Genomic DNA, 22,108 nt, shown 5'->3' with positions numbered 1-22,108 from the left:
GTCCCTCAGAGCCGGGCGCACCGGACCGCTCACACTAACCGCCCCTTTCCGCGCCGAGCGACGACGGTGACCCATTCCACGTCCCTACACCTGGGCAATTCGCCCATTTCCCGGGTGGAGCGTTCATTGCCTTGGAGTGACCTTGGCGCCCGCTTTACTCGCAGGTGTCCTCGGCTGCCGTGTTCCCCCGAAACGTCGGTGGAGGAGAAACGGTGACGGCGGGCCCGCGATAGGGACCCGGAAACGAATCCCCGTACGACCCGTCACGCGTGTCGGAGAGCCTCAGCGGGGCATGACTGCGCGGGCCGCCCCCCTCGACGACCACCGGCTTGTCCGTCCGCAGCCGCTCGAAGAGCCTCTGCGCCGCGGGCTCCACGAGTTGGTCGCGATTGGTGTCGTACGCATACGACTCCCGGGGGACGGTCAGGAATTGCACTTGTTCCATGGGGATGTCGCGCAGGCCGCGAACGAGTTCGTACAAACCACGCAAGCTGGCCAGTTCCGGGTCGGTGGTGAGGGACGACGTGGCGGCGTCCAGCACGGGGTACAGCTTCGCCGGATTCAGCAGGACGTCATTGCTGCGCACCTTGTTGACGAGTGCCCCGAGGAATCGCTGCTGGCGCTCCATCCGCTCGGTGTCGCTGCCGTCGCCGAGGGTCTTGCGGGCGCGGACGTAGCCGAGGGCCTGCTCGCCGTTCAGCGTCACGCGCCCGGCGGGCAGCCGCAGCTTGGCGGCCCGGTCGTCGATCGGCTCCCGCAGGCACACCTGCACGCCGTCGACCGCGTCGACCATCTCCTTGAAGCCGTGGAAGTCGACGACGACGTGATGGTCGACGCGGATGTCGGTCAGCTTCTCCACGGTCCGGATCGTGCAGGCCGAACCACCCAGCTGGAAGGCCTGGTTGAACATGGTGAACCGGGGCGCGCTGCGGGACCCGTCCGGGCGGCGGCACCCCGGCAGGTTCACCATCAGGTCCCGGGGGAGGGAGACGGCGGTGGCGCTGCCCCGGCCCGCGGACAGGTGCAGCAGGATCGTGGTGTCGGACCGCTCGGTGCCGGAGTCCCGCCCGTAGCGGGCGTTGTCGCTCCCCTCGCGCGAGTCCGACCCGATCAGCAGGATGTTCCGGGCATCCTTGACCAGGGAGGTGGGCCGCTCCCTGTCGTACTTCGCGAGCTCGGCCGCGGCGGCCTCGTCGGCGGTGATGTTCCCGCTGAGCTTGGCGTAGAGGGCCCAGCCGACCCCGCCGGCCGCCACGAGGAGGGCCGTGGCCCCGAACGCCGTGATCCGCACCCACCGCCGCCGGCGCCGCCGCACCAGGCCCCGACCGGTGGCGGACGCCCCCATGCCAGGACCGACCCTGTAGCCCACGGCAGCAACCACCCCTCCTGACGTAGGAACGCCCCGCGCGCACTGCTCCTACGACCATGGCGCGGATGGAGGGCGGGAGGTGGGTGGGGGTGCGCCGAAAGGGTGAGGGGCTCCGGGACCTGGCCCCGCCGGCGGCCCCCTGCCGCGTCCGACGAGAGCACCGCCCACCGCGCGACCTCCTCAGGTCGCCCTACAAGGCCCCGCCATCCAGCAAGGCCGCCGTCCAGTAGGCCCGCCATCCGGCAAAGGCCCCGCCATCAGGCCGGGCGTCCCGAGGCGCGCAGGGCCCCGCCGCCCTGCAAGGTTCGCCGTCCAGCAGGCCCGCCATCCGGCAAGGCCCCGTCATCATGCCGGGCGTCCCGGGGCGCGCAGGGCCCCGCCGCCCTGCAAGGTTCGCCGTCCAGCAGGCCCGCCATCCGGCAAGGCCCCGTCATCATGCCGGGCGTCCCGGGGCGCGCAAGGCCCCGCCGCCCTGCAAGGCCCGCCATCCGGCAAAAGCCCGCCATCACGCCGGGCGTCCTGAGGCGCGCAAGGCCCCGCCGCCCTGCAAGGCCCCGCCATCCAGCAAGGCCCGCCGCCCAGCAAAGGCCCCGCCATCACTCCGGGCGTCCCGGCGCGCGCAAGCCCCGTCGGCCACGCGACGCCCAGCCGTACCCCCCCCAGCGCTCCGAGTCGGGGCCCCCACGGCGCCGCGGGGAGGCATGCCCCGGGGAAGCAACGGACCCCTGCCGGAGCGCCTAGTGGCCCGCCGTGCCGCGGGCGATCGTCGTGACCCGCTCGCTCTCCACCCGCTTGTCCAGCACCCCGTCCCCGGCCTGCTCCAGGTGCCGGCACAGCACCACGGAACCCCCGGTGGCCAGCGGCCCGTACAGACCCGCGTGCAGCCCCTCCCACGTGTCGTACGGCAGCCCCGACAGGATCCGCGAGCCGGGCCCGGTCAGCCCCAGCGCCGTCGCCTCCGCCCGGGCCCGCTCGACCACCTCGGCCCCGCTGAACTCCCGCCCGGCCACGACCAGCGCGGGCTCCTCCGGATCCACGGGCGCGTACGGCACGAACCGGTCACCCTGCCCCGGCACCTCCACCGCATAGTCGGCGAAGCCCTCAGGTGCCTGCGGGAACCGCCCGCCGAGAGGCCGCAGCGCCATGGCGATCCGCGCACCGGAGCACGCCCGGGCCTCCTCCAGCCGGTCCGGCCCGCTCACCACGACATCGGCCGCCCGGGCATCCCCGGACACCTCCGCCACGACTCCCACCGACGCACACGCCAGCAGCCACACCGCCGTCTGCCAGTGCGCGGGCAGCAGCAGCGCCACCCGGTCCCCGGGCTCGACGGACAGCTCGTCCTGGAGGAGATTCGCGGTCTTGGCCACCCAATTGGCGAAGGTGGCCACGGACAGTTCGACCCGTTCACCCGTGGCGTCGTCGTAGAAGGTCACCAGGGGGCGTCCCGGATCCGCGGCGAGCGCGGAACCCAGCAGGTCGGCAGGGGTGCGATCGGTGGCGTTCACCGCGCAAGCGTACGCAACGCGCGGGCCCCCGCCCAACGGCCCGCCCGCCGCGGCGCCCCGGATCCGCCACCGGTTCGGCGGAACCCCGACCGACGGCCCGTCAACTCCCAAATGGACAGACTTATACGACTATGTCCAAGATCAGGGGCATGCGTGGATTCCTTGCTTCCTCGATCGGTGTCACCTGTGCGGCCGCTCTGGCCCTCCCCCTCACCCCTCCCGCCCTCGCGGCGACGGCGAGACCGGTGCCGGCCGCGGAAGCCGGGAGACCCGCGTCCCACGCGGGGACCCCGGCCATGACCGCGACCGACCGGCGTGCCGCGGAACCGTCCGCCGCCGGCAGCACCCAGTCCCTCCCCCTGGAACCCCTCACCCGCGACCGCGCCACCCCCTCCGCCCCCGCCGAGCAGGGCCTGCCCCGTCGCGCAGTACGCCACTTCTCCCTCGTCGGCGTCGTCTGGGACGACCCGGACGCCGAACTGCACGGCCGCGTCCAGGTCCGCACCCGCACCGCCGGCACCGGCACCTGGTCGGGCTGGCAGGACGTGGAGACCCACAACGCCGACCACGCCGCCGACCCGGACACCCCCGAGAGGGCCTCGGGCCGCGTCCGCGGTGCCACGGCCCCGCTGTGGGTCGGCGACTCCGACGGCGTGGAACTGCGGGTCCGCTCCGAGTCCGGCGACCCGGCGGCCGGCCCCGGGCACACCGCGGGCGCCCGCAACCTGCCCGCCGCGCCCCCGCTGCCCTCGGGCCTCCGGCTCGAACTCGTCGACCCCGGCGAGGACGACGACGCGGCCCTCGGCGCCGAGGAAGGCCCCCGCGCCGCAGGCGCCCCGAACGCCGGGACCTCGGGCGCCACCGAGGCCGTCGCCGCCACCGAGTCGTCCGCCGCCAACGCCGGCCTCGCCCCCCTCGGCGCCACCGAGATCGCGGCCCTGAGCCGCACCGAGACCGAGCGGGAATACCTCGCCCTCAACTCCGGCGAGCTGACGGAGCGGCAACTGCGGGCCAAGCCGTACGTCGGTCCGCGCCCGGGTATCGTCACGCGGCGCGGCTGGGGGGCGGACGAGGGCTTGCGGGAGAGCGGCTTCCGGTACACGAAGAAGGTCAAGGCGGCCTTCGTGCACCACACGGCCAGCGGCAACAACTACAGCTGTTCGCAGGTCCCGTCACTCATCCGCAGTATCTACCGCTACCACGTCAAGAGCATGGGCTGGCGGGACATCGGCTACAACTTCCTCATCGACAAGTGCGGAAAGATCTACGAGGGCCGCGCCGGGGGCGTGGCGAAACCGGTCCTCGGCGCGCACACCCTGGGTTTCAACAGCAAGAGCATGGGGATCGCCGTCCTCGGGACCTACGGCGCCACCAAGCCGTCGAAGTCCGCGGTCAAGGCCGTCGCCCGGCTGACCGCGTGGAAGCTGGGGCTGCACCGGGTGAATCCGAAGGGGAAGACCTACCTGAAGTCGGCCGGCAGTAATCTCCACCGCAAAGGTAAGAAAGTACGACTGAACGTGATCTCGGGGCACCGGGACGGCTTCAAGACCGAGTGCCCGGGACGCAAGCTCTACGGAAAGCTCGGCTCGGCCCGCTCCAAGGCGGCCCACTACCAAGGCCGCTGAGCACACGTTCACCGCCTACGGGGGGCAGGGGGCGGCATGCCGCACGGCCAACGAAGGCGCCACGGAACGGTCTGCATACACTGACCGGCCGAAAGACAGTTCGGCCGGTCCCGGCAGGAAGCAGAGACGACACGTGACTGAAGCGATCCTCCTGGTCGGCGGCAAGGGCACCCGGCTGCGCCCGCTCACGGTGCACACGCCCAAGCCCATGGTCCCGGCGGCCGGGGTGCCCTTCCTCACGCACCAGCTGGCGAGAGCCAGAGCCGCGGGTGTCGAGCACATCGTCCTGGCCACGTCCTACCTGGCCGAGGTCTTCGAGCCGTACTTCGGTGACGGCGCCGCGCTCGGACTGCACATCGAGTACGTCACGGAGGAGGAGCCGCTCGGCACGGGCGGCGCCATCCGCAACGTGGCCTCCCGGCTGCACTCCGGCCCCGACGACCCGGTCCTGATCTTCAACGGCGACATCCTGACGGGCCTGGACATCCGGGCCCTGGTCGACACCCACGAGACGACGGGCGCGGACGTCTCCCTGCACCTCACCAAGGTCACGGACCCGCGTGCCTACGGACTGGTCCCCACGGACGGCACGGGCAGGGTCCAGGCGTTCCTGGAGAAGCCGCAGACGCCCGAGGAGATCGTCACCGACCAGATCAACGCGGGGGCGTACGTCTTCCGCCGCTCGGTCATCGACGCGATCCCGCTGGGCAGGCCGGTGTCGGTGGAACGGGAGACCTTCCCCGGCCTCCTCTCGGCCGGGGCGCACCTCCAGGGCATGGTCGACTCGACGTACTGGCTGGACCTCGGCACCCCGGCCGCCTTCGTCCGCGGCTCGGCGGACCTGGTTCTCGGCCGGGCCCCGTCGCCCGCCGTCCCCGGCCGCTGCGGCGACCGGCTGGTCCTGCCCACGGCGCAGGTCGCGTCCGACGCGAAGCTGTCGGGCGGCACGGTGGTGGGCGAGGGCGCGTTCGTCGCGGAGGGCGCGCGGATCTTCGGCAGCACGATCCTGCCCGGCGCGGTGATCGAGCCGGGCGCGGTCATCACCGACTCCCTGATCGGCACGAGGGCGCGCGTCGGCCAACGCTCGGTCCTCACGGGCACGGTCATAGGCGACGGCGCGGTGATCGGCCCCGACAACGAGCTCCTGGAGGGCGCCCGCATATGGTGCGACGCCCGCATCCCAGCAGGAGCGGTCCGCTTCTCATCGGACCAGTAGTCCGGGACGGCCGCCGCGGGCATGCGTGCCGCTGGGGGCCGCACGGGTGGGCGTGGGGGTCCCCCCTGCTCGAGCGAAGCCGAGAGCTTGGGGGAGGCACCCGCTACGCCGAGCTGCGCACCCACCCGCCCCCGGCACCAACGCCGAGCACCTGAACCCCGACAGAGCGTGCGCAACACCCCGTGCGGCACCAACGCGCCCGCACGCGAAGCCAACAGCTCACAGCTGCCCGATATCCCACCGAGGCATCTTCGGCGCCCGCCGTGCCGGCACCCTCCCGCTCAGCAGGATCAACCGAGCCGCCCGATGCCGCTGCCCCGCATACGGCTCCAGCAGCTCCAGCATCACCGCGTCATCCGCGTCCCGGTCCCCGGCCAGCGCCCACCCCACGATCCCGGGCAGATGCAGATCCCCCACCGTCACCTCGTCCGCCGCACCATGACTGCGCTGCACCGTCTCCGTGGAGGTCCACGGCCCGATCCCCGGCACCAGCTCCAGCCGCGCCCGAGCCGCCCCGGGCTCCATCCCCACCGCCTGCTCCAGCCGCGCAGCGACCCGCACGGCACGCAGGATCGTCGACGCCCGCTTGTCGTCCACCCCGGCCCGGTGCCACTCCCACGACGGGATCAACGCCCACGTCCGCGGCGCCGGCATCACGCACATCCGCGCGGGAACGGGCCCCGGCGCCGGCTCCCCGAACTTCCGCACCAGCAGCCGCCACGCCCGGTACGCCTCGTCGGCCGTGACCTTCTGCTCCAGGATCGACGGGATCAGCGACTCCAGCACGAGCCCGCTCCGCGTCAGCCGCAGCCCCGGCCGCCGATGCCGGGCCGACGCCAGCAGCCGGTGCCGCGGCTCGAACGCCGACGGATCGTCCGCGGCCCCGAGCAGCTCCGGCAACCGCTCCAGCAGCCATTCGGCCCCGGGCCCCCAGGCCTGCCCGCGCACTCCACCGCCGTACGCGCACACCCGGAGCGTCCCCGGCCCGGCCGGAGTGAGGCTGGTCCGCCACACGGCCCCGTCCGGCGTCGCCCGGAACGTCGGGTCGCCGGGCCCGCGCCGCAACGGCCCGAGCACCAGCCCGAGATCCAGCGGCCCGTCCGGCACCCACTCCCGCACCCGGCCCGGTCCCGCCGCCTGCCGCGGCACCCCCGCGGGCACGGCGAGATGCCCACCGCGCACGGTGGTACGCGTGGGTCGCTGAGCGAACCGTCCTGCCATGAATGACGTCCCTGAGATCTGTGAGGAGCAGCCCTACGAGCGTAGGCGCCGCCAGGCACCTGTCACCGCACCTCGATGAACGCCCCCGCGTCCCGCTCGGGCCGGGGCCGGGGCTCCTCCGCCGGATGCCCGACCGCCACCGCCCCCATCGGGTCCCAGTCCGCGGGCAGGTCCAGCACTTCGCGCACCACGTCCCGGCAGAACATCGTCGACGACACCCAGGCCGACCCCAGCCGCTCCCCGGCCAGCGCGACCAGGAAGTTCTGCACGCCGGCACCCGTGGCGACCACGAACATCTCCCGCTCGGCACCGTCGCGCCGCCGGTCGCCGTAGGTGTGCGAGCCGTCCATGACCAGGCAGGGGACGACGAGGTACGGCGCGTTGCGCAGGACGTCCCCGCGCCGGACCCGCTTGGCGATGGACTCCTCGCTCTTGCCGTCCCGGCGCAGATCGGCGATCCAGGCGTCCTTCATGGCGTCGAGCAGCCGTGTCCGCGACTCCTCGGACTCCAGCAGGACGAACCGCCAGGGTGTCGTGTGGTGCGGGGCCGGTGCCGTCACGGCCGCGGCCACGGCCCGCCGTACGGCAGCCGCGTCGACGGGCTCGTCCGTGAAGGACCGGACCGTACGCCGCTGGGTCACGGCCAGCCGTACCGCCTCGGAGGTGCCGAGGCGGAACATGTCGTCGCGCGCCCCGCGGACCATGGCCCGCGCGCCCTCGCCGCGGTCGCCCTCCGCCACCAGGTGCGGGAGCCCGCGCACCACGGCGACGGGCAGTCCCGCGGCCTTGCCCTTGACCAGGTCGCCGGCGGCGGCGAGTTCGTCGGCCGTGGCGACGACGGTGGCGCTGAGCGGATTGCCGTACGCGTCCGTGCCGCCCCGCAGGTCGTCGAGCACGCGCACTCCGGCGGCGCCGATCGCGACGTCGGTGAGCCCGGCCCGCCAGGGCCGCCCGAACGTGTCGGTGACGACGACCCCGACGTCGACGCCGAGGGCGTCGCGCAGTCCGTCCCGGACGGCGCGGGCGGAGGCGTCAGGGTCCTCGGGCAGCAACAGCACCGTCCCGGACGGGGTGTTGGACGCGTCCACCCCGGCCGCGGCCATGATCAGGCCCTGCCGGTTCTCGACGATCCGCAGGGCGCCGCGCCGGGCCACCACCCGGACCGTCTCGGCGTCGATCGCGGCCTCCCGGTCGGCGGCCTCGACGATCCGGCCCTCCGCCTTGGACACGATCTTCGAGGTGACGAGCAGCACGTCCCCGTCGGCCAGGCCGGGCTCGGCGGCCGCGATCAGCTTGGCCAGGTCGTCCCCGGCCGCGACCTCCGGGATCCCGCCCGGGGCCCACACCCGGTACCCGGCGGCTCCTTGCGTCTCGCCGCTCACGCCCCCCGCACCTCCTCGGCCAGGGCCAGTGCCTCCTGGGCCATCCGCGCGGTCGCGTCCGTGTCGCTCATCATCAGCGGCACGGCCCGGCAGCGGATCCCGGCCGCCTCGACCTGCTCCACCGCGCCCGCGTCCACGGAGTCGACGAGCCAGCCGTCCAGCAGGCCCGAGCCGTAGTGCTCGGCCACCGCCGTCGCGGTCGACTCGACCCCCACGGCGGCGAGCACCTTGTCGGCCATGCCCCGCACGGGCGCGTCACCGACGATGGGGGAGAGGCCGACGACCGGCACCCCGGCGTCGGCGATCGCCTCCCGGATGCCGGGCACGGCGAGGATCGTGCCGATCGACACGACCGGGTTGGACGGCGGGAAGAGGATCACGTCCGCCTCGGCGATGGCCTCCAGGACACCCGGCGCGGGCTTCGCCTGGTCGGCACCCACCGGCACGACGGCCCGGGCGGGCACCGCGGCGCGCAGCCGCACCCAGTACTCCTGGAAATGGATCGCCTTGGTCTCGCCGTCCATCTCGACGGCCACATGGGTCTCGACGCGGTCGTCGGACATGGGGATCAGCCGCACGCCCGGCTTCCAGCGGTCGCACAGCGCCTCCGTCACCGCGCTCAGCGGATATCCGGCGCCGATCATCTGGGTCCGCACGATGTGCGTGGCGAAGTCCCGGTCGCCGAGGCCGAACCACTCGGGCCCGACGCCGTACGCCGCGAGCTCCTCCTTCAGGTGGAAGGTCTCGTCGGCGCGGCCCCAGCCCCGCTCTTCGTTGATGCCGCCACCGAGCGTGTACATCACCGTGTCGAGGTCCGGGCAGACCTTCAGCCCGAAGAGGTGGATGTCGTCCCCGGTGTTGCCGATGACCGTGATGTCCGCGTCCGGGACGGCCTGCTTCAGACCACGCAGGAACCGGGCACCGCCGATGCCGCCTGCCAGAACCACAATGCGCATGGGCGACAGTCTTGCAGGCGGCTACGACATCCGGGTCAGGCAGTCACCGCGCCGGGCAGGGCCCGGGCCTCGCAGTGCGGGGCCGTGTGCATCGGCATCTCGGTGAGGCCGGGGTGGTAGACGTGCAGGCTCACTGCCGGCTCCAGCGCGTCGTTGACGACTTCGTGCACGTACCCCGGCGCGAACACGCGCTGCGCGCCCGCCCGCAACGCGCGCGTGCCCCGCTCCGTGCGCTCCGTCAGCGTGCCGTCCAGGACGGTCAGCACACCGGAGGAGCGGCCGTGGTCGTGCAGTCCGCTGCCCTGGCCGGGCACCCAGGACAGCAGCCACACCTCGTAGCCGGGGCCGGTGCGCAGCCGGTGGTACCAGCGGCTGGTCGCGTCGTAGCGGACGAGGTGCTCCCACTGGGAGCGGTCCTCGGCGATCGAGCGGGCCAGTCCGACGAACTCGGCGACGGTGGCCGGGTGCTCGCGCGGGGTCTGGAGGAGGTGGGTGACTTCGAGGATGTCGCCGGCGATCTGGAGGTCGCTGTCGCTGTTCATGGGGGGTGGTTCCTCAGTGAAAGAAGGTCAGAGGGAACGGGAGCCGGGATACGGGTGGCCCGGCCTTCAGCTGGAGCAGGTGTGGCTCAACAGCTGGAACAGCAACAGCTACAGCGAGCGCGGGCAGCACCGTGGGACCCGGCGGTGCGGGTCGAGGTGAGCGCCAAGTTCGCGAGCATGCCCACAAGGACACCGGTTCACACCTTCACTGTCAACTCGACACCCGGTATGTGGGATGTGGTTCACCTCATCCGGTCGATCGCTCAGATGAAAGGTTTGTTCATGGCCCGTCCGGGACACATGGCGTCCAACCGGGCGCACAAACCCCGTTGCGTACTCGTGATCCAACTGTGATCCGTTTCGCTTCGATGTGCGTGTCGGAACGAGATCGAACTCCTGGGCGTCCTTCTTCGTACAGGTCTGCAAGGGGTCCGTCGGAAGGTGTGAGCCCTCGGGGGCTCCGTCTGTGTGTCAGGTTTTATGGTGATTTGAACACTTTCCGCATGGGCTTGGTTCCGCAGAGTGAATAAGGGGCTCAATAGCAGATCTCGGCTTGACTCGCCCGGAGCAGCACACTTGTAATTTCACTCGTGTCGTTCAGCCGGAATCGGTAACGGCTAGATCACGGGGACGCGAAGACAGACGAGGGGCGCACATGACCGAGACGGTGCAGCAACTGCTGGTCGACGACGCGGACGAGGAACTCGGCTGGCAGGAGCGCGCGCTGTGCGCCCAGACCGACCCCGAGTCCTTCTTCCCCGAGAAGGGCGGCTCGACCAGGGAGGCCAAGAAGGTCTGCCTCGCCTGTGAGGTCCGCTCCGAGTGCCTCGAGTACGCCCTCGCCAACGACGAGCGGTTCGGCATCTGGGGCGGCCTGTCCGAGCGGGAGCGCCGCCGGCTGAAGAAGGCAGCCGTCTGACCCTCACTCCTCATTCTGACGGCCCGTCGCCCGTGGGTTATCCACAGGCGGCGGGCCGCCTTCCGTGCAGCCGATAGTGTGGTCGCTCGTCCGAGACGCCCTGCCGCCCCCACCGGGCGCAGGCGTCCACCGCAGTCCACCGAACCGGGGCCCGTACCTCGATGTCCGTGCACAGCCACCCGGCAGCCCATCACGACACCGCTGCCACACCTGAGTTCCCGCGTCATGTGGTGACCGCGGTCCTCGTCTCCCACGACGGCGCCCGCTGGCTGCCCGACGCGCTCGCCGGACTGCTCGGCCAGGAGCGGCCCGTCCAGTACGCGATGGGGGCCGACACCGGCAGCGCGGACACCTCCGCCCAGCTGGTCACCGACGCCCTCGGCGCCGACCGCGTGCTGCACCTCGCCCGCCGCACCGGCTTCGGCCAGGCCGTCGAGGAGTGCGGCCGCATCGCCCCGGTCCTCACCCCGGACGAGCTGCCGTATCTGAAGCGCCCCAGCGGCTGGGACCCGGTCACCCGCTCGTGGCGCGACGACGCCTACGACCTGCCCGAGCTGCCGCACGGCGAGCCGGTGCAATGGCTGTGGCTGCTGCACGACGACTGCGCCCCGGACCCGGACGCCCTGGCCCAGCTGCTGCGGGTCGTGGAGAACGAGTACGAGCTGGGCCGCGAGGACGTGGCCGTGGTGGGCCCCAAGCTCCGCGGCTGGTACGACCGGCGGCAGCTGCTGGAGGTCGGCGTCTCCATCGCCAACTCCGGCCGCCGCTGGACGGGCCTCGACCGCCGCGAACAGGACCAGGGCCAGCACGACCACGTCCGGCCCGTGCTGTCCGTGTCCACCGCCGGCATGCTCGTCCGCCGCGACGTCTTCGAGCAGCTCGGCGGATTCGACCGCCACCTGCCGCTCATGCGCGACGACGTGGACCTGTGCTGGCGCGCCCATGCGGCCGGCTACCGCGTCCTGGTCGCCCCCGAGGCGGTCGTCCGGCACGCCGAGGCCTCCAGCCGCGAGCGCCGCACGGTCGACTGCGTAGGCCGTACGGCGGCCTCCCCGCACAAGGTCGACAAGGCCGGCGCCGTCTACACCCTGCTCGTCAACTCGCGTACGGCCGTGCTCCCCTGGGTGATGCTGCGGGTCGTGCTCGGCACGCTGCTGCGCACCCTGGCCTACCTCGTCGGCAAGGTCCCCGGACAGGCCGTCGACGAGATCCGCGGCCTGATGGGCACCCTGCTCCGGCCCGAGCGGATCCTCGCCGGGCGGCGCCGCAGAGGCGCACCCCGGATCGACAAGGCCGAGCTGCGGGCGCTGTTCCCGCCGCCCGGTGCGACCGTCCGCGTCACCGTCGAGCAGGTCGCGAGCAGCCTCGTCGGCCGCTCGGACCCGGAGGTCGCGGCCGGCGCCGGACGGCACGGCAGCGCCGTCGAGTCGGGCCCCGGCGGCGACGACGCCGACTTCCTGGAGATCGAGCAGTTCGCCCGGCTCAAGCGCATCGCGCGCAAGCCCGGCCCGGTCCTCTTCCTGGTGCTGCTGCTCGTCTCCCTGGTCGCCTGCCGCCAGCTCCTCGGCGGCGGCGCGCTCGCGGGCGGCGCCCTGCTGCCCGCCCCCGCCGACTCCGGCGAGCTGTGGTCGCGCTATCTGGATGCCTGGCACCCGGTCGGCGCCGGCGGCACCTCGTCCGCGCCGCCGTACATCGCGCTCGTGGCCATGCTGGCGTCCCTGCTGTTCGGCTCGACCGGCCTGGCCGTGACGGTCCTGCTCGTCTGCTCGGTGCCGCTGGCCGGCGTCGCCGCCTACTTCGCCTCGCGCCCGCTCGTCGAGTCCCGGCTGCTGCGTGCCTGGGCGGCCGTCGTCTACGCCTTCCTGCCCGCCGCCACCGGCGCCCTCGCCGGCGGCCGCATCGGCACGGCGGTCCTCGCCATGCTGCTGCCGCTCATCGCCCGCGCGGGCATCGCGGCCGGCGGCCTGACGAACTCCTCCGGAGCCCGCGGCAGCTGGCGCGCCACCTGGGCCTACGCGCTGCTGCTGACCATCACCACGGCCTTCACCCCGATCGTGTGGCCCATCGCGCTGCTCCTCGGCGTCGGACTGCTGGTGCTGCGCCGGAGCGACATCACGGCCTACGGGCTGCGGTTCCTCGCCCAGCTCGGCACCCCCCTGCTGCTCCTCGCGCCCTGGTCGCTCACGCTGCTCCCGTTCGGCTTCCTCAAGGAAGCGGGCCTCGCGTACGGCTCCTCGGCGGCCTCCGCCGTCGACCTCCTCGGTGCCAGCCCGGGCGGCCCCGGCACCGTCAGCGGCCTCATGCTCATCGGCATCGTGCTGGCCGCCCTCGCCGCCCTGGTCCGTTCGGAGCGCCAGTCGGGCATCTGGACGGCCTGGGCGGTCGCCCTGACCGGCTTCGTCTTCGCGGTCCTGTCCAACAACTCCACCTGGGCCGGCCCGGCGACCCTCGTCTACGGCATCGCCCTTCTCGCGGCCGCCGCGCTCGGCGCCGACGGGGCACGCGCGCGGGTGGCCGAGCAGAGCTTCGGCTGGCGCCAGCCGGTCGCCGTGCTGATCGCCTTCGCCTCGGCCGCCGGTCCCCTGCTCATCGCCGCCGGCTGGATGATCCGCGGCGCCGACGGCCCCCTGGAACGGCGCGACCCGACCCAGGTCCCCGCGTTCGTCGCCGAGGAGAGCGGCACCCGCGACCAGGCCCGCACCCTCGTCCTCGACAGCGACTCCGGCGCCCACGTCGGCTACATGCTCGTCCGCGGCTCCGGCGCCCGCCTCGGCGACGGCGAGATCGCCGCGGCCGACGGTGAGAACAGCAGGCTCGACAAGGTCGTCGCCAACCTGGTCGCGGGCTCCGGCGCCGACCAGGCCGACCAGCTCGGCGGCTTCGCCGTGCGCTACGTCCTCGTCCACCAGGGCGCGCCCCGCGAGGTCACCCGCGTCCTGGACGCCACGCCCGGTCTGACCCGGCTCAGCCAGCAGGCCGGTGGCGCGCTGTGGCGCGTCAACCGGGAGGTCGCGCGCGCCACGATCGTCTCCGCCTCCGGCACCCCGCGGCCCGTCGCCGCCGGGCCCGTGGATATCCACACCACGATCCCGGCCGGCGCCGGCGGACGCGTGCTGCGCCTCGCCGACGCCGCGGCCGACGGCTGGTCCGCCACGCTCGACGGCAAGCCGCTGACCCGCACCACGGTCGACGGCTGGGCCCAGGGCTTCGAACTCCCCGCCGCCGGCGGCCGGCTGGACGTCACCTACGAGGACCCGATCGGCCACACGGCCTGGCTGTGGGCCCAGGGCCTCCTCGCCGTCGTCCTGGTCGTGCTCGCCCTGCCCGGCCGGCGCCGCGACATCGACGACGACCTCCCCGAGGAGCCGGCCGTCCCCGCCCAGGCCGTCGCCGGCGAGGGCCGCCGCGCCCGCCGCCTGCGCGCCCAGGCGGAGGCCGAGGCCGAAGAGACCGCGGCCCCCGAGGAGTTCCCGCCCCCGCAGCCGGAGCAGCCGCCGGCCGCGGTGCCCCAGCAGCAGAACTACGGGGTGGGGGTCCCCCCGGGCGAGGATGTTCGAGCCTGGGGGAGGGACAACGCCGGCTACCAGCCCGGTGAGTACGCGGGCTACGGCGACCAGTACCAGAACACCCCGTACCCGGCGGACGCCTACGGGCAGCCGTACCCGGCGGACCCCTACCAGGGCGGCCAGTACGACCCGTACGCGTACGGGGGGCAGGGCCAGGGCCAGAACCCGCCGTACGACCAGCAGGGCTACGACCAGTCCTACCAGCAGGGCTACGGCACGCCGTACGACCCGGCGCAGCAGCACCACCCCCACGGCACGGGCAGTGAGCGTCCCGACGGGAGCCAGCAGTGAACCGCACCACCCTGTCCCTGATCGCCGGCGTGACCGCGCTCGCCGCCGTCACCGGCTTCGCCGCGCTGTCCGCTCCGGACGCCCCGGGCACGGACACCGCCGCCAAGGCGGCCGCCCAACTGCCCGTGGAGCGCACGAGCCTGCTGTGCCCTGCGCCCAGTACGTCCGACCTCGCCGAGACGGTCTACACCTCCTTCACGCCCGTCACGAAGGGCACCGGGAGCAGCGGCAAGGCCGAACTACGGGAGGCCGGCGCGGAGTCGGCCGATGCTCCGGCCGACGGCGAGGACAAGGGCCAGGGCGAGGACGGCGGGAAGTCCGGCGCGGACCAGCCCGCGAAGCCCGTGCTGACCCCCAAGGAGCCCGGCAAGCCGGTCACCGGCGACAGCTCCGGCGGCGAGGCCCCCGCTCTCGTCGGCACCGCTGACGGCAGGTTCGCGCCCGGCTGGACCGTCCAGGAGACGACCGAGGTCGCCGCGGGGACCGGACGCGGCCTCCAGGGCGTCAACTGCACCGCTCCGGACACCGACTTCTGGTTCCCCGGCGCCAGCACGGACGCCGCCCGCACCGACTACGTCCACCTGACGAACCCCGACGACTCGGCCGCCGTGGTCGACATCGAGCTCTACGGCAAGGACGGCGCCCTGAAGTCCGGGGTGGGGGAGGGCATCACGGTCCCGCCGCACTCCAGTGAGCCGGTTCTGCTGTCCACCCTCACCGGCGAGCGGCAGACCAACCTCACGGTGCACGTCAACGTCCGCAGCGGACGCGTCGGCGCCGCCGTGCAGGCCCTGGACGACAGGCTCGGCGGCGACTGGCTGGCCGCGTCCGCGGACCCGTCGGGCAGCCTGGTCCTGCCCGGCATCCCCAAGGACGCCACCTCCGTGCGCCTGGTCGCCCTCACCCCCGGCGACGCCGACGCGGACCTGAAGGTGCGCCTCACCTCCCCGTCCGGGCCGATCACCCCGGCCGGGCACGAGACGGTGCACGTCAAGGGCGGCATGACCACCGCCGTCGATCTCGGAGACGTCACCCGCGGCGAGGCGGGCTCCCTGGTGCTGACCCCGACGGACCGGTCCGTGCCGGTCGTGGCGGCCCTGCGGGTCGTGCGCGGCAAGGGCGACAAGCAGGAGACTGCGTTCATCCCGGCCACCCGCCCCGTCGGCACGCGCGCGACGTCCGCCGACAACAGCGGCAAGGGCAGCACCCTGTCCCTGACGGCCCCCGGCGCCGCCGCCACGGTCAAGGTCACGGCCTCGGCCGGCAGCGAGGGCGGCACACCGGTGTCGAAGACGTACACGATCAAGGCCGGCACGACCCAGGACATCGAGCCCCCGGCCCCCGGCGGCCTGGAGGGCACCTACGCGCTCACGGTCGAGACGGTGTCCGGCGGCCCGGTCTACGGGGCCCGCACCCTGACGGCGAGCGAGGGCGGCGTCCCCGCCTTCACCGTGCAGACCCTGCCGGACGACCGGGGGACGGTGGCGGTGCCGGAGGCGGACGAGGACCTGTCGGTTCTCCAGAAGTAGCTCTCCCGGCCGGGGCACCCGCTCCGGCCGGGAGACCTCGCCCTGCCGCCGGGGCCCCGCGACGCCGGCATGATCCGGACGACTGGCCCTAGCCCTGGTCCTCGCCGTAGCGCGGATCCACCGTCTCCGGCGTCAGCCCGAGCAGCTCGGCGACCTGCTCCACGACGACCTCGTGCACCAGTGCCGCCCGCTCGTCGCGCCCCTTGGTGCGGATCTCGACCGGCCGCCGGTAGACGACCACGCGCGCGGGGCGGCCCTCGCGCGCGCTGATCGTGCCGCCGAGCGGAACGGCCTCGTCGTTCCACGCCTGGCCGGGCCCGTCGAGCCGCGGCACCTCCAGGACCAGGAAATCGATGTCGGCGAGTTGCGGCCACCGACGCTCCAGGCGCTCCACGGAGTCCTGCACCAGATCGGCGAACGCCTCCGAGCGGCTCGCGGCGAGCGGTACCTGCGGGGGTGCGATCGGGCCGCGCATGCCCCGTCCGTGGCGATCACGACGGCGGGGCCCGGGGGCGGCGGCACGGGGCGTTACGGGCTTGTCCATCACTGGTGAAGGGTAGTCCCCGCCGCGCCCCCGTGCCCGGCACCGCACGGCGGCACGGACGGCTTCCGGCCGCGCCACGCGGCATGTCGTTACATGACCATTCAAGCCAAGGTTGGGCTCAAATCCGTATCCCGACGAGACCGGTCACCTCACGGCAATTGAGTGTTTTATGGCGACTGTTGACCGCTTGACGGATCGTTCGACACCTCGGACGGTGATGTCCTGCCAGGTCAGAAAGGTGCGCTCAAAGGAGTGTGTGGGGTGTTTCACAGCACGACACGGGGGAGTGACCTGGTGGAGAGTCGTCGCGGCCCGCTCAAGAGTGCGGTACCGTCCAACGTCGTGAGCCCTGTACGTCGCTGTTCGCGCACCGCTTGCGGCCGTCCCGCCGTAGCGACGCTGACGTACGTCTACGCCGACTCGACCGCGGTCCTCGGCCCGCTCGCCACCTACGCCGAACCCCACTGCTACGACCTGTGCGCCGAGCACTCCGAGCGCCTCACCGCCCCGCGCGGCTGGGAGGTCGTCCGGCTTCTCGACGGTTCGGCCCCGGCCCGCCCCAGCGGCGACGACCTCGAAGCCCTTGCGAACGCCGTGCGTGAGGCGGCCCGCCCCCAGGAGCGGGCGGCCGAGGCGGGCGGCGGGGGCCGCGGGGCCGACCCGCGGGAAGTGGCGCGGCGCGGGCACCTGCGCGTGCTGCGTTCGCCCGACAACTGACCGGCCCCCTCGGTTTCTCCACGTGCGCACCCATTGACGCGAGCTTGGCGCGGACATGACCATTCCGTTCTGAAGCTGCGAGAAATCGCTTTCGCATGCCGGAAACCGGGGAGGCGCCCGTGTACGTCCAGGAACTGGAACCCGTCGCCGGCTCACTCGGCCTGTCCGCCCTGGTGGCGGCCCTGCCCCTGGTGATCGTCCTGGTCCTGCTCGGCGGCGTCCGCATGAAGGCGCACCTGGCGGGCCTGACCGGCCTCCTCGCCGCCGTCCTCGTCGCCTGGCTCGCCTATGGCATGCCGCTCGGCCAGACCCTCTCCAGCGGCGCCCAGGGCGCCGTCTTCGGCCTCTTCCCCATCCTGTGGATCGTGGTCAACGCCCTGTGGGTGTACCGGATGACCGTCCGCACCCGGCACTTCGACATCCTGCGCCGGTCCTTCGGGCGGCTGTCCGACGACCCGCGCATCCAGGCCCTCGTCATCGCCTTCTGCTTCGGGGCGCTGCTGGAGGCGCTGGCCGGCTTCGGGGCGCCCGTCGCGATCAGCGCGGTGATGCTGGTCGCCCTCGGCTTCGAACCGGTGCGCGCGGCCGTCGTCGCCCTGGTCGCCAACACCGCGCCCGTGGCCTTCGGCGCGATGGGCACGCCGGTCGTCACGCTCGCCCAGGTGACCGGACTGCCCCTGGACTCCGTGGCGTCCGTGGTGGGCCGTCAGACGCCGCTGCTGGCACTCGTGGTGCCGCTGGTGCTGGTCTGGCTCGTGGACGGCCGGCGCGGCCTGCGCGAGACCTGGGTGCCCGCCCTGGCCTGCGGAGTCGCCTTCGCCGTAGCCCAGTTCGCCGCGTCCAACTACGTCTCCGCCCAACTCGCCGACATCGGCGCCGCCCTGGCCGGTGCGGGCGCCCTGGTCGCCGTACCACGCGCGCGCGTGCCCGCCGCCGAGTCGGTGCGCGCCTCCGTGCTGACGGGTGTCCGCAGCGAGGAACTCGACGAGGAGGACCCGCCCCGCGAGGTCCTGCGCGCGTACGCCCCCTACGCGCTGATCGTCGTGATCTTCTCCGTCGCGCAGATCCCGCCCGTCAAGGACTGGCTCGCCCGGGCCACCCAGACCTTCGACTGGCCCTTCCTGAACGTCGCCGGCCCCGACGGCGAACCGGTCGGCGGCAACGTCTTCAGCTGGCCCGTCGTGTCGACCGGCGGCACCCTCGTCCTGCTCGCGGGGATCCTCACGGCCGCCGTCATCGGGGTCCACGCGCGCGTGGCGGTCAGAGAGTGGCTCGCGACCGTCCACGAACTGCGCTTCGCGATCCTCACCGTGACGTCCGTCCTGGCCCTCGCCTACGTCATGAACCTCTCCGGGCAGGCGGCGACCATCGGCCACTTCGTGGCGGCGGCCGGAGCCGGGCTCGCGTTCCTGTCGCCCGTCCTCGGCTGGTTCGGCGTCGCCGTGTCCGGCTCGGACACCTCCGCCAACGCCCTCTTCGGCGCCCTCCAGGTGACCGCCGCCCGCGAGTCCGGACTCTCGCCCGAGCTGCTGGCCGCCGCCAACAGCTCCGGCGGCGTCCTCGGCAAGATGATCTCCCCGCAGAACCTCACGATCGCCTGCGCGGCCGTCGGACTCGCGGGCCGCGAGGGCGACCTGCTGCGCAAGGTGCTGCCGTGGAGCCTGGGCCTGCTGCTGGTGATGTGCCTGATCGTGGTCGGCCAGAGCACCCCGGTCCTGGGCTGGATGCTGCCCTGACCTGAGATGACGGCTGGGGGTCTTCCCGGCGTCCGCCCGGCGCGCTGTCGGTGGGCGAGGGTAGTTTGGGCGGACCGACAGTACTTTTTCAGGAAGGTTGGCCGTGGCTGCTGATCTGTCGCAGGTCGTGAAGGCGTACGACGTACGCGGAGTCGTCCCCGACCAGTGGGACGAGTCCCTGGCCGAGCTCTTCGGGGCGGCCTTCGTGCGGGTCACCGGCGCGAGCGCCATCACGACGGGGCATGACATGCGGCCCTCCTCACCGGGCCTGTCGCGTGCCTTCGCGCGCGGGGCGGCCGCCCAGGGCGCCGACGTGACGGAGATCGGCCTCTGCTCGACGGACCAGCTGTACTACGCCTCGGGCGCGCTGAACCTCCCGGGCGCGATGTTCACCGCCTCCCACAACCCGGCGCAGTACAACGGCATCAAGATGTGCCGCTCGGGTGCCGCCCCGGTCGGCCAGGACACCGGCCTGACGGAGATCCGCGAACTGGTGGAGGGCTGGAGCGAGTCGGGCGCCCCGGAGCCGGCCGCGAAGACGGGCACCATCACCGGCCGCGACACGCTGTCGGACTACGCGGCCCACCTGCGCTCCCTGGTCGACCTGACCGCCGTCCGCCCCCTGAAGGTCGTCGTCGACGCCGGCAACGGCATGGGCGGGCACACCGTCCCCGAGGTCTTCGCCGGCCTGCCGCTGACCCTGGTGCCGATGTACTTCGAGCTGGACGGCACCTTCCCCAACCACGAGGCCAACCCCCTCGACCCCGCCAACCTCGTCGACCTGCAGAAGCGGGTCCGCGAGGAGGGCGCCGACCTGGGCCTCGCCTTCGACGGCGACGCCGACCGCTGCTTCGTCGTCGACGAGCGCGGCGAGCCGGTCTCCCCGTCGGCGATCACCGCCCTGGTCGCCTCCCGCGAACTGGCGCGGCACGGCGGCAAGGGCACGATCATCCACAACCTGATCACCTCCTGGTCGGTCCCCGAGGTGGTCGAGGAGAACGGCGGCAGCCCGGTCCGCACCCGCGTGGGCCACTCCTTCATCAAGGCCGAGATGGCCCGCACCGGCGCGATCTTCGGCGGCGAGCACTCCGCGCACTACTACTTCCGCGACTTCTGGAACGCCGACACGGGCATGCTGGCCGCCCTCCACGTCCTCGCGGCCCTCGGCGGCCAGGACGGCACCCTGTCCTCCCTCGTGGCCCAGTACGACCGCTACGCGGGCTCCGGCGAGATCAACTCCACGGTCGCCGACCAGCAGGCCAGCCTCACCGCGATCCGCACCGCGTACGGGGCCCGCGACGGCGTCACCCTCGACGAGCTCGACGGCCTCACGGTCTCCTCCGCCGACTGGTGGTTCAACGTCCGCCCGTCCAACACGGAACCGCTGCTCCGCCTCAACGCGGAGGCGCGCGACGCCGGGACGATGGCCCGGGTCCGCGACGAGGTGCTGGGGATCATCAGGGGCTGAGGCCCCGCCCCCACCGGCGGTAACCTGACCAGGCACGACCCCAAGCGCCCGCCACCTCGAAGGAACACCCATGCCTCTCGAATCCGGCCTGCTCGAGATCCTCGCCTGCCCGGCCTGTCACTCCTCCCTCACGGAGCAGGACACCGAACTGATCTGCACCGACACCAGCTGCGGCCTGGCCTACCCCGTCCGCGACGGCATCCCCGTCCTGCTCGTCGACGAGGCCCGCCGCCCCGCCTGACCGCCCGGGGCGCGCGCACCCCCGCGACACCCCGGTGCACATGGCCCCCGGCACAGCGGGCACGATCCAGGACACCCTGACAACGGACCCCGGCGATGGGAAGCTGCCGCCCATGCTCGACGAATCGCTGCTCGACTCCCCGGAGGGCCTCGCCGAGGCCGACCACCGCGGACTGCTCCGCGGCGCCGCAGAAGCCGGCGCCCGCGTGCGTACCGCGGCCCGCCACGCCGCCGAGGCGGGCGTCAACGACCTCAAGCCGGACGGCCGCCCCCGCGCGGTGCTCATCGCCGGCCCCGGAGCCGCCGCCACCCACGCCGCCGACCTCATCGGCACGCTCGCCGGCGCCGGCAGCCCGGTCATCCGCCTCGCCCCCACCGGCGTCGCCCCCGCCGCGGGCGCCCTGCGGTGGGAACTGCCCGGCTGGGTCGGCTCCGTGGACCTCCTGCTGATCACCACCCCGGACGGCACCGAACCCGGCCTGTCACTGCTCGCCGAGCAGGCCTACCGCCGGGGCTGCACCGTCGTGGCCGTGGCCCCCGCCCGCACCCCGCTCGCCGAGGCCCTCGCCGGTGTGCACGGCCTGTTCGTCCCCATGGCGACCGCCCCGTACGACCAGGACGAGCCCCTCGCCGCGTCCGCCCCGGGCGTCCTGTGGGCCCTGCTCACCCCCCTCCTCGCGCTCCTGGACCGCACGGGCGTGCTCGCCGCCCCGCCGGACGCCCTCGGCAAGGTCGCCGACCGCCTCGATCTCGTCGCCGAACGCTGCGGCCCGGCCATCGCCACGTACAGCAACGCCGCCAAGACCCTGGCCGCCGAACTCTCCGACGCGCTCCCGGTCGTCTGGACCGAGGGCGTCTCGGCAGGCCCGGCCGGCCGCCGCTTCGCAGCGGGCCTCGCCGAACTGTCCGGGACCCCCGCGGTCGTCGCCGAACTCCCCGAGGCGCTCGCCGCCCACGGCGCCCTGCTCGCCGGCCCGTTGGCCGCCAGCGCCGACCCCGACGACTTCTTCCGCGACCGCGTCGAGGAAGCGCCCGCCCTGCACGCGCGCGTGGTACTGCTCCGCGACCGCCCCATCGGCGGCCTCACCGCCGCCCCCGCCGCCCGCGAACTCGCCCTCAGCCACGACACACCGATCAGCGAGCTCGAACCGGAGCCCGGCGGCGAACTGGAGACCCTCGCGGAACTGATCGCCATCACGGATTTCGCCGCGGTTTACCTGGCGCTCGCTTCGAGGGCCTGATCTTGCCCGGGACAGCCTGACGCGCCAGCACCCCCGCA

At 73.4% G+C, this 22,108-nt stretch carries 17 protein-coding genes; 10 read left to right on the top strand and 7 right to left on the bottom strand.

Features of this window, described 5'->3' with window-relative positions:
- Positions 1 to 154 precede the first annotated feature (154 nt).
- Positions 155 to 1,345, bottom strand: a complete 1,191-nt coding sequence (locus IGS69_RS13485; protein ID WP_190899506.1) for an LCP family protein — start codon at positions 1,343 to 1,345, stop codon at positions 155 to 157.
- Between the two features lie 761 nt (positions 1,346 to 2,106).
- The gene (locus tag IGS69_RS13480; RefSeq protein ID WP_190899504.1) at positions 2,107 to 2,877 is read right to left on the bottom strand and encodes a TIGR03089 family protein; all 771 of its coding nucleotides are present in this window, start codon (positions 2,875 to 2,877) and stop codon (positions 2,107 to 2,109) included.
- Between the two features lie 131 nt (positions 2,878 to 3,008).
- Here IGS69_RS13480 and IGS69_RS13475 point away from each other — a divergent pair, with 131 nt between their 5' ends.
- Both IGS69_RS13475 and manB read left to right on the top strand, forming a co-directional pair.
- Positions 3,009 to 4,502: an N-acetylmuramoyl-L-alanine amidase gene (locus IGS69_RS13475; protein ID WP_190899501.1), complete on the top strand. Its 1,494-nt coding sequence runs from the start codon at positions 3,009 to 3,011 to the stop codon at positions 4,500 to 4,502.
- Between the two features lie 133 nt (positions 4,503 to 4,635).
- On the top strand, positions 4,636 to 5,718 hold the full coding sequence (gene manB, locus IGS69_RS13470) for a mannose-1-phosphate guanylyltransferase (RefSeq protein WP_190899499.1): 1,083 nt from the start codon (positions 4,636 to 4,638) through the stop codon (positions 5,716 to 5,718).
- A gap of 219 nt (positions 5,719 to 5,937) precedes the next feature.
- On the opposite strand, the gene IGS69_RS13465 is transcribed toward manB, so the two are convergent.
- The 4 genes from IGS69_RS13465 to IGS69_RS13450 all read right to left on the bottom strand — a co-directional run bounded on the left by IGS69_RS13465 (position 5,938) and on the right by IGS69_RS13450 (position 9,819).
- Positions 5,938 to 6,939: a DNA-3-methyladenine glycosylase family protein gene (locus IGS69_RS13465; RefSeq protein WP_190899497.1), complete on the bottom strand. Its 1,002-nt coding sequence runs from the start codon at positions 6,937 to 6,939 to the stop codon at positions 5,938 to 5,940.
- A 62-nt stretch (positions 6,940 to 7,001) separates the two neighbouring features.
- A complete protein-coding gene (locus tag IGS69_RS13460) occupies positions 7,002 to 8,321 on the bottom strand; it encodes a coenzyme F420-0:L-glutamate ligase (protein ID WP_190899495.1) in 1,320 nt (439 codons plus the stop codon).
- Positions 8,318 to 9,277 (bottom strand): 2-phospho-L-lactate transferase, encoded by a 960-nt coding sequence (gene cofD, locus IGS69_RS13455; protein WP_190899492.1) that lies wholly within the window; start codon positions 9,275 to 9,277, stop codon positions 8,318 to 8,320. Before cofD ends, IGS69_RS13460 begins: the two co-directional genes overlap by 4 nt.
- 35 nt (positions 9,278 to 9,312) lie before the next feature.
- Entirely contained in the window at positions 9,313 to 9,819 is a 507-nt protein-coding gene (locus IGS69_RS13450) for a cysteine dioxygenase (RefSeq protein WP_190899490.1), read from the bottom strand.
- Between the two features lie 655 nt (positions 9,820 to 10,474).
- Here IGS69_RS13450 and IGS69_RS13445 point away from each other — a divergent pair.
- The 3 genes from IGS69_RS13445 to IGS69_RS13435 all read left to right on the top strand — a co-directional run bounded on the left by IGS69_RS13445 (position 10,475) and on the right by IGS69_RS13435 (position 16,124).
- Complete coding sequence (locus tag IGS69_RS13445) at positions 10,475 to 10,738, top strand: WhiB family transcriptional regulator (protein ID WP_010034659.1); 264 nt, start codon at positions 10,475 to 10,477, stop codon at positions 10,736 to 10,738.
- Between the two features lie 161 nt (positions 10,739 to 10,899).
- Positions 10,900 to 14,595 (top strand): glycosyltransferase family 2 protein, encoded by a 3,696-nt coding sequence (locus tag IGS69_RS13440; RefSeq protein ID WP_190899488.1) that lies wholly within the window; start codon positions 10,900 to 10,902, stop codon positions 14,593 to 14,595.
- Positions 14,592 to 16,124, top strand: a complete 1,533-nt coding sequence (locus tag IGS69_RS13435; RefSeq protein WP_190899486.1) for a DUF5719 family protein — start codon at positions 14,592 to 14,594, stop codon at positions 16,122 to 16,124. The genes IGS69_RS13440 and IGS69_RS13435 overlap by 4 nt, the downstream gene beginning before the upstream one ends.
- A gap of 88 nt (positions 16,125 to 16,212) precedes the next feature.
- Here the strand turns inward: IGS69_RS13435 and IGS69_RS13430 are convergent, their stop codons facing one another.
- Complete coding sequence (locus tag IGS69_RS13430) at positions 16,213 to 16,668, bottom strand: metallopeptidase family protein (protein ID WP_078615183.1); 456 nt, start codon at positions 16,666 to 16,668, stop codon at positions 16,213 to 16,215.
- 294 nt (positions 16,669 to 16,962) lie between these two features.
- On the opposite strand from IGS69_RS13430, the gene IGS69_RS13425 reads away from it, so the two are divergent.
- The 5 genes from IGS69_RS13425 to IGS69_RS13405 all read left to right on the top strand — a co-directional run bounded on the left by IGS69_RS13425 (position 16,963) and on the right by IGS69_RS13405 (position 22,070).
- A complete protein-coding gene (locus IGS69_RS13425; protein ID WP_031110158.1) occupies positions 16,963 to 17,385 on the top strand; it encodes a DUF3499 domain-containing protein in 423 nt (140 codons plus the stop codon).
- 119 nt (positions 17,386 to 17,504) lie between these two features.
- The gene (locus tag IGS69_RS13420) at positions 17,505 to 19,121 is read left to right on the top strand and encodes an L-lactate permease (protein WP_190904485.1); all 1,617 of its coding nucleotides are present in this window, start codon (positions 17,505 to 17,507) and stop codon (positions 19,119 to 19,121) included.
- Between the two features lie 103 nt (positions 19,122 to 19,224).
- Positions 19,225 to 20,589: a phosphomannomutase/phosphoglucomutase gene (locus IGS69_RS13415; protein WP_190899484.1), complete on the top strand. Its 1,365-nt coding sequence runs from the start codon at positions 19,225 to 19,227 to the stop codon at positions 20,587 to 20,589.
- 70 nt (positions 20,590 to 20,659) lie between these two features.
- Positions 20,660 to 20,830 carry a Trm112 family protein gene (locus IGS69_RS13410; RefSeq protein ID WP_185007880.1) on the top strand — a complete coding sequence of 57 codons (171 nt, stop codon included), beginning with the start codon at positions 20,660 to 20,662 and terminating at the stop codon, positions 20,828 to 20,830.
- Between the two features lie 112 nt (positions 20,831 to 20,942).
- The gene (locus IGS69_RS13405; protein WP_190904484.1) at positions 20,943 to 22,070 is read left to right on the top strand and encodes an SIS domain-containing protein; all 1,128 of its coding nucleotides are present in this window, start codon (positions 20,943 to 20,945) and stop codon (positions 22,068 to 22,070) included.
- Positions 22,071 to 22,108 lie beyond the last annotated feature (38 nt).

The organism is Streptomyces tuirus (genome assembly GCF_014701095.1).
In the GTDB taxonomy this organism is placed as follows: Bacteria; Actinomycetota; Actinomycetes; order Streptomycetales; family Streptomycetaceae; genus Streptomyces; species Streptomyces tuirus.
Note: the sequence above shows the minus strand (reverse complement) of the source record. Positions and strands in the feature narration are given on the sequence as shown.

Coding starts and splice junctions, on each gene's coding strand:
- IGS69_RS13485 (WP_190899506.1), bottom strand. CDS start 1,345: ATGGGGGCGTCCGCCACCGGTCGGGGCCTGGTGCGGCGGCGCCGGCGG.
- IGS69_RS13475 (WP_190899501.1), top strand. CDS start 3,009: ATGTCCAAGATCAGGGGCATGCGTGGATTCCTTGCTTCCTCGATCGGT.
- IGS69_RS13465 (WP_190899497.1), bottom strand. CDS start 6,939: ATGGCAGGACGGTTCGCTCAGCGACCCACGCGTACCACCGTGCGCGGT.
- cofD (WP_190899492.1), bottom strand. CDS start 9,277: ATGCGCATTGTGGTTCTGGCAGGCGGCATCGGCGGTGCCCGGTTCCTG.
- IGS69_RS13450 (WP_190899490.1), bottom strand. CDS start 9,819: ATGAACAGCGACAGCGACCTCCAGATCGCCGGCGACATCCTCGAAGTC.
- IGS69_RS13445 (WP_010034659.1), top strand. CDS start 10,475: ATGACCGAGACGGTGCAGCAACTGCTGGTCGACGACGCGGACGAGGAA.
- IGS69_RS13440 (WP_190899488.1), top strand. CDS start 10,900: ATGTCCGTGCACAGCCACCCGGCAGCCCATCACGACACCGCTGCCACA.
- IGS69_RS13430 (WP_078615183.1), bottom strand. CDS start 16,668: ATGGACAAGCCCGTAACGCCCCGTGCCGCCGCCCCCGGGCCCCGCCGT.
- IGS69_RS13410 (WP_185007880.1), top strand. CDS start 20,660: ATGCCTCTCGAATCCGGCCTGCTCGAGATCCTCGCCTGCCCGGCCTGT.
- IGS69_RS13405 (WP_190904484.1), top strand. CDS start 20,943: ATGCTCGACGAATCGCTGCTCGACTCCCCGGAGGGCCTCGCCGAGGCC.